Annotated in this window: 17 protein-coding genes; 8 read left to right on the forward strand and 9 right to left on the reverse strand. The window is 71.4% G+C overall.

The window, feature by feature from the left end:
- The 4 genes from ACIBJB_RS11335 to ACIBJB_RS11350 all read left to right on the forward strand — a co-directional run.
- A partial coding sequence (locus ACIBJB_RS11335; protein WP_398929035.1) for a hypothetical protein occupies positions 1-291 on the forward strand: 291 nt, incomplete at its 5' end.
- A 480-nt stretch (positions 292-771) separates the two neighbouring features.
- On the forward strand, positions 772-2,574 hold the full coding sequence (locus tag ACIBJB_RS11340) for an acyl-CoA dehydrogenase (protein WP_398929037.1): 1,803 nt from the start codon (positions 772-774) through the stop codon (positions 2,572-2,574).
- A 109-nt stretch (positions 2,575-2,683) separates the two neighbouring features.
- Positions 2,684-3,046 carry an ArsR/SmtB family transcription factor gene (locus ACIBJB_RS11345; protein WP_398929834.1) on the forward strand — a complete coding sequence of 121 codons (363 nt, stop codon included), beginning with the start codon at positions 2,684-2,686 and terminating at the stop codon, positions 3,044-3,046.
- A complete protein-coding gene (locus ACIBJB_RS11350) occupies positions 3,039-3,677 on the forward strand; it encodes an SRPBCC family protein (protein ID WP_398929039.1) in 639 nt (212 codons plus the stop codon). The genes ACIBJB_RS11345 and ACIBJB_RS11350 overlap by 8 nt, the downstream gene beginning before the upstream one ends.
- A gap of 15 nt (positions 3,678-3,692) precedes the next feature.
- Here ACIBJB_RS11350 and ACIBJB_RS11355 read toward each other — a convergent pair whose 3' ends face one another.
- Positions 3,693-4,328 (reverse strand): lipoprotein, encoded by a 636-nt coding sequence (locus ACIBJB_RS11355; protein WP_398929041.1) that lies wholly within the window; start codon positions 4,326-4,328, stop codon positions 3,693-3,695.
- A 70-nt stretch (positions 4,329-4,398) separates the two neighbouring features.
- On the opposite strand from ACIBJB_RS11355, the gene ACIBJB_RS11360 reads away from it, so the two are divergent.
- Both ACIBJB_RS11360 and ACIBJB_RS11365 read left to right on the forward strand, forming a co-directional pair.
- Entirely contained in the window at positions 4,399-5,199 is an 801-nt protein-coding gene (locus ACIBJB_RS11360; RefSeq protein ID WP_398929043.1) for a maleylpyruvate isomerase family mycothiol-dependent enzyme, read from the forward strand.
- A 361-nt stretch (positions 5,200-5,560) separates the two neighbouring features.
- Positions 5,561-6,088: a hypothetical protein gene (locus ACIBJB_RS11365; RefSeq protein WP_398929045.1), complete on the forward strand. Its 528-nt coding sequence runs from the start codon at positions 5,561-5,563 to the stop codon at positions 6,086-6,088.
- A 151-nt stretch (positions 6,089-6,239) separates the two neighbouring features.
- On the opposite strand, the gene ACIBJB_RS11370 is transcribed toward ACIBJB_RS11365, so the two are convergent.
- The 3 genes from ACIBJB_RS11370 to ACIBJB_RS11380 are packed head-to-tail and all read right to left on the reverse strand — an operon-like array spanning position 6,240 to position 9,773.
- The gene (locus tag ACIBJB_RS11370; protein ID WP_398929047.1) at positions 6,240-6,803 is read right to left on the reverse strand and encodes a hemerythrin domain-containing protein; all 564 of its coding nucleotides are present in this window, start codon (positions 6,801-6,803) and stop codon (positions 6,240-6,242) included.
- A 52-nt stretch (positions 6,804-6,855) separates the two neighbouring features.
- Complete coding sequence (locus ACIBJB_RS11375; RefSeq protein ID WP_398929049.1) at positions 6,856-7,311, reverse strand: hypothetical protein; 456 nt, start codon at positions 7,309-7,311, stop codon at positions 6,856-6,858.
- On the reverse strand, positions 7,308-9,773 hold the full coding sequence (locus ACIBJB_RS11380) for a molybdopterin oxidoreductase family protein (protein WP_398929051.1): 2,466 nt from the start codon (positions 9,771-9,773) through the stop codon (positions 7,308-7,310). Before ACIBJB_RS11380 ends, ACIBJB_RS11375 begins: the two co-directional genes overlap by 4 nt.
- Positions 9,774-9,911: 138 nt before the next feature.
- Here ACIBJB_RS11380 and ACIBJB_RS11385 point away from each other — a divergent pair, with 138 nt between their 5' ends.
- The gene (locus ACIBJB_RS11385) at positions 9,912-11,102 is read left to right on the forward strand and encodes an amidohydrolase (RefSeq protein ID WP_398929054.1); all 1,191 of its coding nucleotides are present in this window, start codon (positions 9,912-9,914) and stop codon (positions 11,100-11,102) included.
- Positions 11,103-11,139: 37 nt separating this feature from the next.
- Here the strand turns inward: ACIBJB_RS11385 and ACIBJB_RS11390 are convergent, their stop codons facing one another.
- Genes ACIBJB_RS11390 through ACIBJB_RS11400 form a run of 3 tightly spaced genes read right to left on the reverse strand, consistent with a single transcriptional unit; the run spans position 11,140 to position 12,802 of the window.
- Positions 11,140-11,865 carry a metallophosphoesterase gene (locus ACIBJB_RS11390; RefSeq protein ID WP_398929056.1) on the reverse strand — a complete coding sequence of 242 codons (726 nt, stop codon included), beginning with the start codon at positions 11,863-11,865 and terminating at the stop codon, positions 11,140-11,142.
- Positions 11,862-12,134: a BON domain-containing protein gene (locus ACIBJB_RS11395; protein ID WP_398929059.1), complete on the reverse strand. Its 273-nt coding sequence runs from the start codon at positions 12,132-12,134 to the stop codon at positions 11,862-11,864. Before ACIBJB_RS11395 ends, ACIBJB_RS11390 begins: the two co-directional genes overlap by 4 nt.
- Entirely contained in the window at positions 12,131-12,802 is a 672-nt protein-coding gene (locus ACIBJB_RS11400) for a hypothetical protein (RefSeq protein WP_398929061.1), read from the reverse strand. The genes ACIBJB_RS11395 and ACIBJB_RS11400 overlap by 4 nt, the downstream gene beginning before the upstream one ends.
- Positions 12,803-13,035: 233 nt before the next feature.
- Between ACIBJB_RS11400 and ACIBJB_RS11405 the strand changes: the two genes are divergently transcribed.
- Positions 13,036-13,344, forward strand: coding sequence for a hypothetical protein (locus tag ACIBJB_RS11405; RefSeq protein WP_398929063.1), 309 nt, complete (start codon positions 13,036-13,038; stop codon positions 13,342-13,344).
- A 178-nt stretch (positions 13,345-13,522) separates the two neighbouring features.
- Here the strand turns inward: ACIBJB_RS11405 and ACIBJB_RS11410 are convergent, their stop codons facing one another.
- Positions 13,523-13,945, reverse strand: a complete 423-nt coding sequence (locus ACIBJB_RS11410; RefSeq protein WP_398929065.1) for an NUDIX domain-containing protein — start codon at positions 13,943-13,945, stop codon at positions 13,523-13,525.
- Entirely contained in the window at positions 13,942-14,511 is a 570-nt protein-coding gene (locus tag ACIBJB_RS11415) for an exonuclease domain-containing protein (RefSeq protein ID WP_398929067.1), read from the reverse strand. Before ACIBJB_RS11415 ends, ACIBJB_RS11410 begins: the two co-directional genes overlap by 4 nt.
- Positions 14,512-14,527: the final 16 nt, after the last annotated feature.

Genomic DNA, 14,527 nt, shown 5'->3' on the forward strand with positions numbered 1-14,527 from the left:
ACGGCCTCCGCCCTCACGGCCTCCGCCCTCACGGCCTCCGCCCTCACGGCCTCCGCCCTCACGGTCTCCGGCCGGAACACTGTGCTGTGCCGGACCCTCCGAAGGACCGTATGTGCGACGGCCGCACAAACGCACCCCGATCCCACAGTCACCACGCCGACCAGCGATCACCGGCACACCCGTTCGTATCGCCTCGGCGACATCGGCAGCGGCACGGGCGCTCCGCGCCCTGAGCCCGACGCGGCGACGCTCCGCGTCGCGACCACCGGATGCGACTTCTCCCCGGCGTGAACCCCGGAGCCTCCTCGCAAGAAACAGGCGAAGGGCTCCCTCATAGCCGCCGCCCAACCGAACCCCGGCCGGCCACCGGTCGCGCGACTGCACATCACCGAGGAGTGAACTGCCGCGCTTGTCGGCGCGTTTCGCCCCGTTGTCCCCGCCTTCTCCGTCAATTGCGGGGTTTCCGCGAACGTTTGGAGGCGCAACGAGTCAAGGTTGTTTGGGAGGGGGGGCCGTTGGAGCCCCCGGGTGTGTCGGCCTCTCCGGCCTATCGTCGAGCGTGCCCGCCATGGCGCCACGCCGAGGGGGGTAACCGGCCATGCTCCGACGCGCAGGCGTAAAGTGCGGCCTGGGAGGGGAATCACCCTTGTGTAGATTGGGGCTTCTGGTATTAGAGAGGCCGTTTAAGGGGTAACTACCACCACGCGCGGGTGTTCAATCGTGGTGATGATCATGATGTGATCAGGGGCCACCTCGGGCTACGTTGCCGCTGTGATCACCTCTCAACTCCCCGTAACCTCCCCCCCGTTGACCGAGACCCTCGCACTGCGGCAGCTGCTCTTCGGTACGCAGGCCGAGATCCATGAGCCGTGGCGCCGCCTGTTCAGCTCCGACGTCTTCGCCTACCACGAGGGGCTGACGCATCAGGAGCGCACGGAACTGTCCTATCAACGCCTACGGGTGGTGAACGCGGCGGTGCCCGACGCGCAAGCCCTGGCCCGGGACCCGGTCGCCCTGAGCGCCCTGCACGAATGGGCCGGGGTGGTGGACGCCGGCATGACCACGATCGCCAGCATCCACTACAACCTGTTCCTCGGCAGCCTGCTCGAACACGACCACGACGGGCGGGACTTGGGGCCGTACCTGCGGATGGAGCGCATCGGCACCTTCCTGTGCACCGAGCAGGCGCACGGCAACGACGCCCCCCAGTTGGAGACCACCGCGACCCTGGACCGGGACACGGGCGGTTTCGTGCTCACCACCCCGACGCGGGGGGCACGCAAGTGGATGCCCAACACCTCCCTGGCCGGCGGACCCAAGGACGCCCTGGTCGCCGCCCGTCTGGTGATCGACGGCAAGGACCAGGGCGTCTTCCTCTTCCTGACCCCCCTGACCGACACGAACGGCCGTCATCTGCCGGGCGTGGAGGTGGAGTTGCTGCCCCAGACGGCCAGCAGCCCGGTCGACCACTGCGCCACCTCCTTCCACGGGGTGCGGCTGCCGCGGACGGCCATGCTCCAGGGCGAACACGGCCGGCTGACGGCCGAGAGTGAACTCGTCTCCTCCCTGGGGAGTCCGCGCAAGCGGTTCCTGCGCTCCATCGGCCGCGTCACCATGGGCAAGCTGTGCATGAGCGCCTACAGCCTCGGGGTCACGCGGCACGCCCTGGCCGTCGCGATACGCCACGCCCACCAGCGGGTCACCTCGGGCATGACCAGCGGACAGCGCGTGCCGCTTTTCACCCATCGCACCCACCACGCTCCGCTCGTGGAGGCGCTCGCCACGACCTACGCCGCCACCCTGCTGCAGCGCGGGGTCGTACGGCGGTGGGCGCAGGCGGCGGAAGGTGAGCGCGACGAGGCCGAGCGGCTCGTGGCCGTCGCCAAGGGCTGGATCACCTGGCAGGCCCGGGCCGTGATGACCGAGTGCCGGGAACGCTGCGGCGCACAGGGCCTGTTGCTCTCGAACGGAATCGCGGGTCAGCTCGCGGCCAACGAGGGCACGATCACCGCGGAGGGCGACAACACCGTCATCTGGGTCAAGGCGGCGGGCGAGATGCTGCTGGGCGGTTTCACCCCGCGCCCCCTCAGCGAGGTGCCCCCGGCCACCCGGTCCCTGCACGATCCGGCCCACCTGCACGACCTGTTGGGGGACCTGGAGCGCATACGTCACGAGCGGGCCCGGGTGCGACTGCGCGCGAAACGGGCCGGCTCGCCCCTCGACCGCTGGAACGGCGCCTCGGGTGCGGCGCTGTCCCTGGTCGACGCCCACGTCCACCGGCTGGCCGCCGAGGAACTCCTCGCCGCGGCCGCACAGGCCGCCGACCCGCAGGTGGGCCTTCTGCTGGACCACCTCCACCGGCTGTTCGCCCTGCGCTACGTGGCCGCCCACAGCGGTGAACTGCTCGCTCACGAACGCATGACCGCCGAGCAGGTCCGATACCTGCCGGAGGTGCTGGAGGCCACCGTTGCGGCGCTGGCGCCGCACGCCCTGACGCTCACCGATGCCTTCGCCGTGCCCGAGGAGGTCACGGCGCACCACCCGATGCTGCGATCCGAGGGAGTGCCCGCGTGACCCTCTCCCGTACGTCCTGACCCGTCGGCTGACGTCCCGGGGTCGCGGAGCACTCCGCGGCCCCGGGCTCCTTTTTAAGACTTGGCTTATATAAGTGGTGGGTGGCATAGTGGGTTGCGTGCACGCCTTCGACGTACTCGGGGATCCGGTCAGGCGCCGGATATTGGAGCTGCTCGCCTCGGGTGAGCAGGCGTCGGGCGAGGTCAGTGCCGTGATCCGCGGCGAGTTCGGCATCTCCCAGCCGGCCGTCTCGCAGCATCTGAAGGTGCTGCGGGAGAGCGGCTTCGCCTCCGTCCGCGCCGACGGCACTCGGCGGCTGTACGCCGTCGAGACCGAGCCGCTCAGGGAGGTGGACGCCTGGCTGGAGCGCTTCCGGGGTTTCTGGGACCAGCGGCTCGACGCGCTCGGAACGGAGCTCGCGCGGGGAAAGCGCGAGCGCAGGACGCAAGGAGAGGTGAGCGAGGATGAGTGAGATCGCCGACGAGATCAACCGTATGCACCGGCGGGTCGGCACCCGGCAGGTCGAGGCCGGCGAGGCCCGGACAGTCCTGCTGCGCCGTACGTACGACGCCGAGGTCGCCGACGTATGGGACGCGGTGACCTCTCCCGAACGGATCGCGCGCTGGTTCATGCCGGTCAGCGGCGAGCTCAAGGTCGGCGGCCGCTACCAGCTGGAGGGCAACGCCGGCGGCGAGATCCTCGAGTGCGTGGAACCCGAGCGGCTGCGGGTGAGCTGGCTGTACGGCCCCGACCCCGGCTTCAGCGAGGTCGAAGTGCGCCTCACGCCCGAGGGCGGGGAGCGCACGGTCCTCGAACTCGAGCACGTGGCCGTCGTACCGGACGACTTCTGGGACCAGTTCGGACCCGGTGCCGTCGGAGTCGGCTGGGACCTGGGGCTCTACGGACTCGCCCTGCACCTCGCGGGCGGCGGTCTCAGCAAGGAGGAGGCCGCGACCTGGCACACCACGCCCGAGGGCGGTGCGTTCATCACCGGCTCGGGCGAAGGCTGGGGCGAGGCGTACGCCGCCTCCGGTGCCGACCAGGAGACGGCGACGAGGACGACGGCCGCGACGATCGCGTTCTACACGGGAACTGAGGCCTGACACCGCGGCCCTTGCTCAGGCGGTGCGGAGCGTGCGGCGCGCGAGCTCGTACGCCGGGAGCATCTCCTCGTGCTCCTCGGTGTCGAGCCCGCCGAGGTGCACCACCACCGGCCCGTCCGCGGTGGTGACGGCGAAGGCGCTCTCCTTCTTCGTCTCCTCCAGGAGCTCGCTGGAGTACAGGTACTCGACCTCCACACCCGAGACGCCGCCGGACGTGAAGGCGCGGTACTTCTCCTTGGTCACCCCGTCCTCGGCCGCGACGAATGCTTCCAGCACGGCCCGTGTGTCGGCGTCACCCGATTTCCCGGCCCATACGCGGAGGAAGCCGATGTTGCCCGCGGGCTTCGCGTCGATCTCGCAGGCCAAGGAGACGGGCCCCTGGCTCACCGGCGCCTCCACGGCCTCCGCCTTCCAGCTCTCGGCGAGGTCGAAGGTGACGGGCAGCTCGCACGCCGAGCCGGCGGCGCCGATCGTGCCGCCGCCGGCCGCGGCGGCCGTGTCGCCCGGACCGGACGTCTCCGCCGTCGCCGACGGGCGCGCGGACGCCTTCGAGTCGTCCCTCTCAGCGGCCTCCGAACAGCCCGTCAGCACACCTGCCAGCAACGCCACATGAGCGATCCGAAGCCATGTGTTCTCCGCCCCGACCAGCATGGCCGTGTCTCCCTCTACGCAGTGGTGGTATTGGAAGGAGTCAGGTTAGGTGGCAGGGATAACGAATCGTGTGGCGAGGGGGGAAGCGTTGTTGCGCTTCGAGGACTACTGCGAGGCGATCGTCGCCCAGACCGACCTGCTGGCCCGCCACGTCAAGGGTGCGGACCCGACCGTTCCGGTGCCCACCTGCCCCGGCTGGGACCTCGGCCGGCTGCTGCGGCACGTGGGCGGTGACCACAGGTGGGCGGAGGACATCGTGCGGACCCGGGCCACCGAGCCGATCGACGACGGCATGGTCAACGACCCGGCCGCCTACGCCCACCTGGACGACTCCGCGCTCGGCGGCTGGCTCGTCGAGGGCGCCACGCGGCTGGCCGGAACCCTGCGGGCGGCCGGACCCGACGTGCCGGTGTGGACGCCCGCCGACGAGCAGCTGATCGAGCAGGCCACGATGTTCTGGGCCCGGCGCATGACGTACGAGACCCTGCTGCACCGCGCCGACGCGGCACTCGTGACCGGCGCGGAGTTCGAGGTCGAGGAGTCCCTCGCGGTGGACGCCGTGGAGGAGTGGCTGGACTTCTCGACCGTCCCCGAGGCCTACGCACCCCTGCCGGGCGTGCCGGAGCTGCTCGGTCCCGGGCGTGCCCTGCGCTTCGACGCGGGGTCGGCGGGGGAGTGGCTGCTCGACCTCTCCGAGAGGCGGCCGGTATGGCGGCGCGGGTTCGGCTCGGCGTCGGTGAGTGTGCGCGGGCCGGTGACGGACCTGCTCCTGTTCCTCTACGCCCGCCCGGCGCCCGGGGTCGAGACGCGAGGGGACTCGGAGCTGCTGGACCAGTGGCTCGGCCGCACCCGGTTCTGGCTGGAGGCCTAGGGCCCGTTGCGAAAGTGGCCTCTGCCGCGCGACGCCCGGCACGCTCCCCCACTGCCCTGAGGCGTGGGAGGTACCCCCACTCGCCGCACCGCCCGAAAGCCCGAGTACGCCCCGTACGAGGGCTTCCGTGCGGCACTCCCCCCAGCCTTCGGCCGGGGGGGACCCCCAGAGCACGCACCGAACACCGCGCGGCCGCCCTCCGGGCGACGAGGCCACTCTCGCAACAGGCCCTAGGCGCGCGAAGGGGCCGGTGTGGCCGAAGCCACGTGCCGGGGGAGACCGGAGCCATGTCCTCCTGGCGGGACCGCGGCTACCGTTTCGCGCAGTCCCCTCTCCCACCAGCACCTCGGGCGGCCCGGCAGTGCAAGCAGATCTCTCTCCGGTCATCGCGGCGACCACCCACTGGCTGACGCGCGCCTTCCCACCGTCGGGCGGTGCACTGGCCGCCGCGCTGTGCGAGGTACAGGCGCGGCAGGCCGTGACGGTCGCCGCGTGGCTGCGCTATCCCACGGCGATGGACGCCGCGCTCGTCGGCATGGCGGGCCCGGGAGGCTCCGCCCGCCTCGACTGGGTCACCGGCGCGGACAGTGCCGACGACCGGGACGCCGAGGAGCACGCCTGGCGCAGCTGGGTGGACGAGGTCGTGGCCAGCTGGGCGGCCTGTCTGCTCACCGACCCCGGCCTGGCCGAGCTGGCGGTGGCCGGGATAGCGGAGGGCGAGCACACGACGGGCACACCGACCGTGTTCCGCCGCCTGCTCGCCCCGGACGTGACGGACCAGCATGCCGCCGCCCTGCTCCGCCACCCCGATCTGCTCGCGTCGGTGGCCGGGCTGCACCGGGGCGAGCTGCTGGGCCGCCTGGGACCGGACGAGGCGCTCGTCGCCTGAGCGCGGGCGCGGCGCGGCCCGGCAGGGTGTAACGCGCCGAACGTCTCCGTCTCACCCCCCGACCGGGTCGGAGCCCCGTCGGTCGTGCGGGCCGTCCACCTGTGCTCCCGGGAGGCGGTTTCGTGCCGGTGGCCGCCGAAGAGACCGAAGCTCAGTCCTCCTTGCCCCGGCCTGACAGGGCGTCCCTCAGCCGGTCGACCAGGCCGGCGCCCGGAGCGAGCATCTTGTTCGCCGGAGGGGTGTCCGGGGCCGACGGATGCGGGCGGGTCGGCGCCATCTTCTTGGCGCGGCGCACCTTCTCGCCCAGCTCGTCCAGCTCCTTGTCCGAGCACGCGACACGCAGCTGCGGGAAGAGGGTCTGCTCCTCCTCGGCGATGTGGGAGCGGACCTCGCTCATCAACTCGGCCACGATCCGGTCGAACTCGGGATCGTCCGCCTCGCACCCCTCCAGGTCCTTCATGAGCTGCTCGGCCTTGGAGTGGTCCTCGATCTCCCGGTCCGCCATGGTGTCCCCGTTGACCAAGTGCTTCCGCACCGCCGGGTAGAGGTACTCCTCCTCCGCGACCGAGTGCCGGACCAGCTCCATGGTGGCCTGATCTGCGTACAGCTTCCGGTTCTTCTCACCGGGCGCCAGCACCTCGATCTTCCCGAACAGCTCCTCGACCTCGCGGTGATCGGTCACCAGCTCGTCGATGACGTTTCCTCCGTGTCCCATGTTCGTTCACCTCCGCCCCTCGGGTGCCCTCGGCCGTAGTCCCTAAGCCTGGTCAGAGGCTTGTCAGGACCTGTGGGGACAATTGTTTGATCAGCGTGTTGGTCCAGCGCATCTGCCGCAGCGTCTGCGGATGACACGCCGACGCCAGCTCCAGCAGCCGTTCGTCCCGGGTCGCCTGGGCGGCCTGCGCGAGCATCTCCCAGTGCAGGGAGTTCTCCGTGGCGGCCAGGTGCAGCGCCCGCAGATCGTGCAGGAGCAGCAGCCCCTCCGGTCCCTCGGCCCCGCCGGAAGTGGGCTCGGGCGTGTCGTCGTCGAGGCGCAGCCCTTCGCCCGCGGCGTGCTCGGCCAGCCGGTCGGCATGGTCGCGCGACCAGTCGGCGAGGTCGAGGGCGACGTGGTGGACCTCGTGCTCCTCGGCGTGCCGCTCGGCCACGGCCACGAGGAACCGCGCCAGCTGCCCCTCCCCGTGGTGCAGGGCGCGCAGCGTGTGGGCGATGCCGTCCTTCATGGCGTGCCTCCCGGCTCACTGTTCTGTGTCGCGTACGCCTGCTGCCCGCCGGCCGTGGCCGGCACGGAATCAGGGTCCGAAGGGGCCGAGGCCGTGGTGGTCGGCGCAGGCGCGTACCGTCCGTCCGCGCGGCCGACGAGGGTGAGCGCCGCGGCCGCGGTTTTGAACAAGGGCTGCTTGGAGGCGGGATCCCAGTCGGTGATCGTCGTCTCGTTCGCGGCGCGCCCCGGGCCGCCCCCGTCCGGACCGTCGCCCTCCTTCGTGTCCCAGTAGCCGTAGTGGAAGGGCACGAACAGCAGCCCCGGCCGGATGTCCGTGACCCGCAGCCTCGCCTCCAGGGCGCCGCGCGGGGTGGTCACCCGCACCAGATCGCCCTCGCCAAGACCGAGACGCACCGCGTCCGCCGCGCAGGCCTCCACCCACACCTCGGGCGCGGCCTCGTCGAGCTGGGCCACCCGGCCGGTCTTGGTCCGGGTGTGGAAGTGGTAGAGCGTACGGCCCGTCGAGAGCTGGAACGGATACCGCTCGTCGGGCATCTCGTGCGGCTCGACGTAAGCGGCCGCCTTGAGTACGGCCTTGCCGTCCGGGTTGAGCGAGCGGTACTCCACCGGGTCCACGGCGGCCCCGGTCTCCAGGTCCTTGCCGTAGCTCTCGCAGTCGTCGGGGTGCGCCCAGGTGATGCCCTCCGTGTAGAGCCGCTCGGTGCCCCGCGGGTTCGCTTCGGCGCACGGCCACTGGATGCCACCGGCGTCGCGCAGCCGGTCGTAGGAGAGGCCCGTGTAGTCGCAGGGCCGGCCCGCGCTGCACCGCTTCCAGGCCTCGAACACCTCCTCGGGCTCCCGCCAGCCGATGAGCGGCCCGCCGTCCTTGTCACGGAAGTCCATGCGGCGCGCGAAGTCGAGGAAGATGTCCAGGTCGGGCCTGGCCTCGCCGGGCGGCTCGACCGCCTTCTCGCACAGGTGGACGGTCCGGTCGGCGTTGGTGATCGTGCCGGTCTTCTCGCCCCACGTGGCGGCGGGCAGAACGACGTCGGCGAGCCGGGCCGTCTCCGTCAGGAACAGATCCTGTACGACCGTGAAGAGCCGTTCCCGCCCCAGCAGCGCCCGGATCCGGGCCAGTTCCGGCAGCGACACGGCCGGGTTGGTGCCGCTGATCCACAGCATCCCGATCGAGCCCTGCTCGGCATAGCGGAACATCTGCATCGCGTGCGTGGGCGGCGCGAAGTGCGGGATCGTGGACGGCTCCACGTTCCACACCTTCGCCAGGTCGGCCACATGGCTGTCGTTCTGCCAGTTGCGGAAGCCCGGCAGATCGCCGTCGGCGCCGCACTCACGGGTGTTCTGCGCGCTGGGCTGACCGTTCATCTGGAGCACGCCCGCGCCCGGACGGCCCAGCATCCCGCGGATCAGATGCAGGTTGTTGACCTGTACGGCCGCGGCGGTGGCCTGGTGCGCCTGGTAGACGCCCTGGAGGACCGTGGACAGCAGGGCGTCCGTCGTACCGACGAGCTCGGCCGCCTCGATGATCCGAGCTGCCGGTACGTCGCAGATGTCGGCGGCCCACTCGGGCGTGCAGGACGCGACCCGCTCGGCCAGCTCCTCGAAGCCGACCGTGTGCGCCTCGACGAAGTCGTGGTCGACCCGGTCGTGCCGGATCGTCTCGTGCAGCAGGGCGTTCAGCAACGCCACGTTGGTTCCGACCCGCGGTGCCAGGTGCACGGTCGCGTGCCGGGCCACCTGGGTCGGACGGGGATCCACGCACAGCAGCCGCGGCGGATCGCCGCCCGCCAGCCGGTCCAGCACCCGCGTCCACTGCACGGTCTGCGTCTCGGCCATGTTGTGGCCGAACAGCGCGATGACGTCGGCGTGGTCGAGGTCGTCGAAGCTGCCCGGCTGGCCGTCGCAGCCGAACGACTCCTTCAAAGCCTCGGCCGCGGTCGCCGTGCACAGGCGCGTGTTGCCGTCGAGATGGTTCGTGCCGATACCCGCCCGGGCCAGCACCGCGAGCGTGTAGTACTCCTCCAGGAACAGCTGCCCGGTGGTGTAGAAGCCGATCGAGCCGGGCCCGCGCTCGGCGAGCAGCTCCCGGGTGCGGTCGGCCACCAGTTCCATCGCGGTGTCCCAGTCCGTCTCCACGAGATGCCCGTCGCGCCGTACGAGCGGCCTGGTCAGCCGGTCCGACGAGGCGTTCGCCTGCCAGCCGAACAGGTCCTTCGGGCCGAGCCTGCCCCGGCTGACGCGGTCCGCCGCCCGCCCTCGCACGCCCGCCATACGGCCGTCGACGACGGCGATGTCCATGGCGTCCCCGCCGGAGTGCAGGAGCGACGCGGCCCCCACCCACCTCTGCACCGCACCGGGCTCCACGCCCTCCGCGAGATACGTGTCCACCCTGGACGGCCAGGCCTCGTGGCGCCGGTACGGCGCCCGGGCACCCCAGGGATCTGCGATCCGGTCCGCCTTCATGGAGGCCTCCTGACAACGCCGCTGACCGCTCCTGAGTACCCGTACCCCGGTGCCGGTAACGGCGCCCCTGGTGTAAGGCGGGCCGCTCGAAGGAACCCGCTCCACGACACAGCCGTACGACGCTCCCAGGAGGCCGATGTGACCGACGCCGTGGACGAGGTGCTCGCGCGAGTGCGCGGAGAGGTGGCCGCACGGGCGGATCGGCTGTGGGACATGGCGCGGATGCTGCACTCCGACCCGGAGTACGCCTTCGAGGAGCACCGGGCGGCGGCCCTGCTGTGCGGGGAACTCGAATGGGCCGGGTTCACGGTGCAGCGGGACGTGGCCGGACTGCCCACCGCGTTCACCGCACGCTCCGGTACGCGGCCCCGCCCCGCGGTGGCCCTGATGCTGGAGTACGACGCCCTGCCCGGCCTCGGTCACGCCTGCGGGCACAACCTGATCGCCGCGGCGGGCCTGGGCGCCGCCCTGGCCGCCCGAGCCGTACTCGACCGGGACGCGGGCACCGTGTGGGCCATCGGCACGCCCGCCGAGGAAGGCGGCGGAGGCAAGGTCGCCGAGACCGACGCCGGGGTGTTCGACGACCTCGACGCGGCGCTGATGTTCCATCCCGGTGTGCACAGCTGGCAGTGGGCGCCGCTGACCGCGCAGGCCCAGTACCGGGTCGGGTTCCACGGGCGCTCCGCCCACCCCACCGGGAACCCCACCGAGGGCATCGACGCCCTCGCCGCGCTCATCCAGCTGTTCAACACCCTGGCGGTGATCGGGCGCAGGCTGCCCGAGGGCTCGCATGTCCAGGGCATCATCACGGACGGCGGCAGGGCGACCAACATCGTCCCCGAGTACGCGGAGGGTCTGTTCGGTCTGCGCGCGGTGACGACCGATGCCCTGGAGGACCTGGCGGGGGAGCTGCTGACCTGCGCCCAGGGGGTGGCGCGGGCCACGGGGACCACGGTCACCGTGGAACGCGCGACACCCCGCTACGAGCATTTCCGGAACAGCACGGTCCTGTCCGCTCGGTTCGCCCGGCACCTGGCGGCGGCGGGCATCTCGGTGACACCGCCGGAACCGGGCGTCTACCTGGGTTCCTCCGATGCCGGGAACGTCAGCGGCCGGGTGCCCGCCATCCATCCGTTCGTGGCGATCATGGAGGAGGACGGCTCCGACCACACACCCGAGTTCGCCGCCGCCGCCGGCTCCGAACGAGGCCGTCAGGTGATGCTCGCCGCCGCCGAGGCACTGGCCTGCACCGCCGTGGAGGTCCTGCTCCGCCCGGAACTGCGGGACGAGGCGTGGGAGCACCACGACCGGGCGTCCGTCCGCAGTTGAGACACACACCGCCAGTCGGCGTGGTCGGTCGGCCTGGTCAGTCGACGTGCAGGTGGTACACGTTGAACGCCCGCCGGATCACCGGCTGGGCCACGTTGCGCACCCGCACCCCGCCGGCCGTCATCCCGTGCTCCGTGCCGGCGTGGGCGTGTCCGTGCACGCTCAGGTCGGCTCCGGCGGTGTCGATCGCCTCGGCGAGCAAGTAGGTGCCGAGGAACGGATAGATCTCCGGCGGCTCACCGGCCAGGGTGTCGGCGACGGGGGAGAAGTGGGTGAGCGCGACCCGGGCCGCGCAGTCCTGCCGGTCCAGTTCCTCCAGCGCGGTGCGCAGTCCGTCCGCGCAGCGCCGTGAGTACCGTACGAACTCCTTCATCAGCGGCTCGCCGAACTCCCCGGCGCTGCGGCCCACGAACCCGCCGCCGAACCCCTTGGTCCCGGCGACCCCGACGCGCGTGTCGCCGCACTCGACGACCGTCCCCTCGCCCTCCAGCACCCGCACCCCGGCGTCCTCAAGGAGCGCGGCGACCTTCTCGGGCTGCTCGTCGTGGTGATCGTGATTGCCGAGGACCGCCACGACGGGCACGGCGAGACCGCGCACCTCCTGGGCCACCACCCTGGCCTCCTCCGGTGTGCCGTGCCGGGTGAGGTCCCCGGCCAGCAGGAGCAGGTCGGCGCACTCGGGCAGGGTGTCGAAGGCGGGGCGCAGCAGGCCCTGGCTCTCGGGGCCCATGTGGATGTCCCCCACGGCGGCGACGCGGATCACGGCAGCTCCTCCGCATGATCGGGCGTGACGTTCTCCGCCACCACCACATCGGTGTGCACGGCGAGGCCGTCGAGCTCTTCGCGAACGGTCCGCAGCACGGTCTCCCGGCACTGCGCGGAGGGCACCGTGCCGGTGACCACGACCGCCCCGGCGCGCACCTCGGCGCGGACCCCCAGCTCGCCGAGTTCCTCGGCGGCCAGCCGGTCACGCAGGTGGGCGACGCGGTACTCGACGTTCTCCTCGGAGTGTCGCGCCAGCGGCTCGCTCATGACCGTCCCTCCCTCGTCCTCGGCTCGATGACCTCCAGGCGTTCCAGGAAGTAGAAGAACGCGTCCGGCATCGGGGCGTCCCCGCAGTCCCTGCGTACGGCCTCCCAGTCGACCTTCTCCCGCAGTGCGCGCGCGATCGGCAGGACCGCCCCGAAGTCGCAGTGGTGCTCGGAGAAAGCGGACAGCAGGCTGTGCAGCAGGTCGGTCGGGGACAGCACCGGCATGAACACCGAGTCCACCGAGAGTTCGTCGGCCCGATCCAGCAGTTCCCTGGTGACCGGCTGGTGCGCGAGTTCGAAGATCAGGTCGACCTGCTGGCCCATGCAGTCGGCCTTCAGCAGCCAGTCCTCCGGAGGCGTCCGCACCTCCAGACCCGCCCCACGGAGGGTCTCGGCCACGGACTGCGCGTCCTCGGGGAGGATCGCGAAATCGACGTCGTGCTGAAGGTTCTGAGCGCCGCCATGGGCGTACACGGCGACGCTGCCCGCGAGCGCGAACGGGTGCCCTTCCCGTTTCAGGATCGCGCCGACCTGCTTGGCCGCCTCCAGGATCGCCTGGTTGCGGTCGACCGGCAGCGTCGAGGCGAGCGCGTCGGCGCTCTCCGTCGCCAGTCGCAGTCCGGCGACGCCCCGGTGGCGCTCGACGTCGTCGTCGGCGTGCTGCGTCATCAGTGCACCCCTTCCTGACCGGCCCGCACCCGAGGGGCCGTGACGGCGACCCTCGAGTACCCGGGGCATCGCCTTCGACACGGCGGTCGGCCTACGGCCGCTGGAAGCGGCGGCCCTTCCAGATTCGACAAGGCCCGCTTGGTCGACGAGTCCCGGCTCCGGTTACTGGCGGGTCACATAGGTCTGTAAGATCCACTTCGACCAATGCAAGCCCTATCTGGGGGAAACAACTCATGACCAAGCGCTTTTCCGCCCTGGCCGTCTCCGCGGCCATCGTCGGAGGCTTCTTCATCACCTCGATGCCCGCTCACGCCGCCACGTCGGCCGACCGGGGCGAGGCATCGGTCAAGGCCTCCGTCACCTGCAACACGAGCCAGCTGCGCCAGCAGATCGCCAACCTCAAGACCAAGGCCGCGAAGCTGAGGCAACTGGGGGAGACCGCTGCGGCCAGGAAGGCGCTCAGCGACGCGGCCGCCCTGCAGAAGAAGCTCGACGCGTGCATCAAGGCTGACGACGACGCGAGCAAGCCGTTCCCCGGGTAAGTCTCCGGTTTCGATGTGTGGCGCTGCCCGCCCTGTTCCAGGGACGGGCAGCGCCACACGCTTGCCCGGCCCACTGACGCCGCTACGCGCGACTCCGCTACCTCGGGAGCGGCATCCGGCCGGGCAGTACCGCAGGCTCCGGCCGGGCAGGACCTCGGTCGAGCGAGTCCTCGGGAAGTCAGTCGAGCAGCCTCCGGGACCTCAGGAGCGGCAGGACGTGGTCTCGTACGGCAGGGGCCAGTGTCAGGTCGGGCTCCTGGCCGGTGATCCAGCGCATCGCGGACAGTTCGGCGGCGGGGCGGGGCAGGCCGGTGATCGTGGTGTCGTAGACCGTCATCGTCATCGGGATCCGCTCCAGCGCCGCGAGCGCCCGGACCTCCTGGAGGCGGCTGAAGGCCACGGGGACGAGACCGAGCTCCTCGCGCAGTTCGCGCAGAAGTGCCGTCTCCAGGTCCTCGCCCGGATCGGGCTTACCGCCGGGAAGGTAGAAGACATCGGGGGCCGCGGTCTTGCTGACGACGAGAAGGCGTCCGGATCGGATGATCACGGCGGCGGCCACGACGAGAAAGCCGTCGTCCGACTCGGTGACGTGCTCGCTCATTCCGCGGGCCAGCCGTCCCGCCCCACCAGATGCAACACCAGCGCGGCGATGTTCCAGGCGTCGTCCTCGCCGCGATGATGGCGTCCTTCGAGCGGCAGCCCGGCAAGGTCCAGGGCCTGTGCCATCCCGGGGCGCTTGCGCAGGCCGTGTACCTCGGTGAAGACCGCCTTGGCGTTGGTGTGGCGGCGGCCGAAGGGATACGGCGTCCTCGTGGCCCCGCACTGCCGGGTGAACTGGTGACGGTCGTAGTCGCCCCAGCTCGCCCACGGCCGCGCGCCGGAGGCGTGTTCCGCGGCCAGCAGTCGGCACGCAGCCCCGAACGACAGTCCCCCTTCGACCTCGTCCTGGGTGAGACCGGTCAACTCCGTGCAGAAACAGCTGACTTCGGACCGGGCGGGCCGCACCAGGATCCGGTGCCGTTCCACTCGCTCGGCTGTCGACAGGTCTACGACGGTCAGCCCGATCTCGATGATCTCGCTGACCGCGCCCGGGGGAGGGGAGCCGGACCAGCACGTGGCTTCGACGTCCACGACGTTCAGGAGGCGCTGGGGGCTCGCGCTGTTCATGACGAGAACCGTAGGG

Source organism: Streptomyces sp. NPDC050759 (assembly GCF_044456945.1).
In the GTDB taxonomy this organism is placed as follows: Bacteria; Actinomycetota; Actinomycetes; order Streptomycetales; family Streptomycetaceae; genus Streptomyces.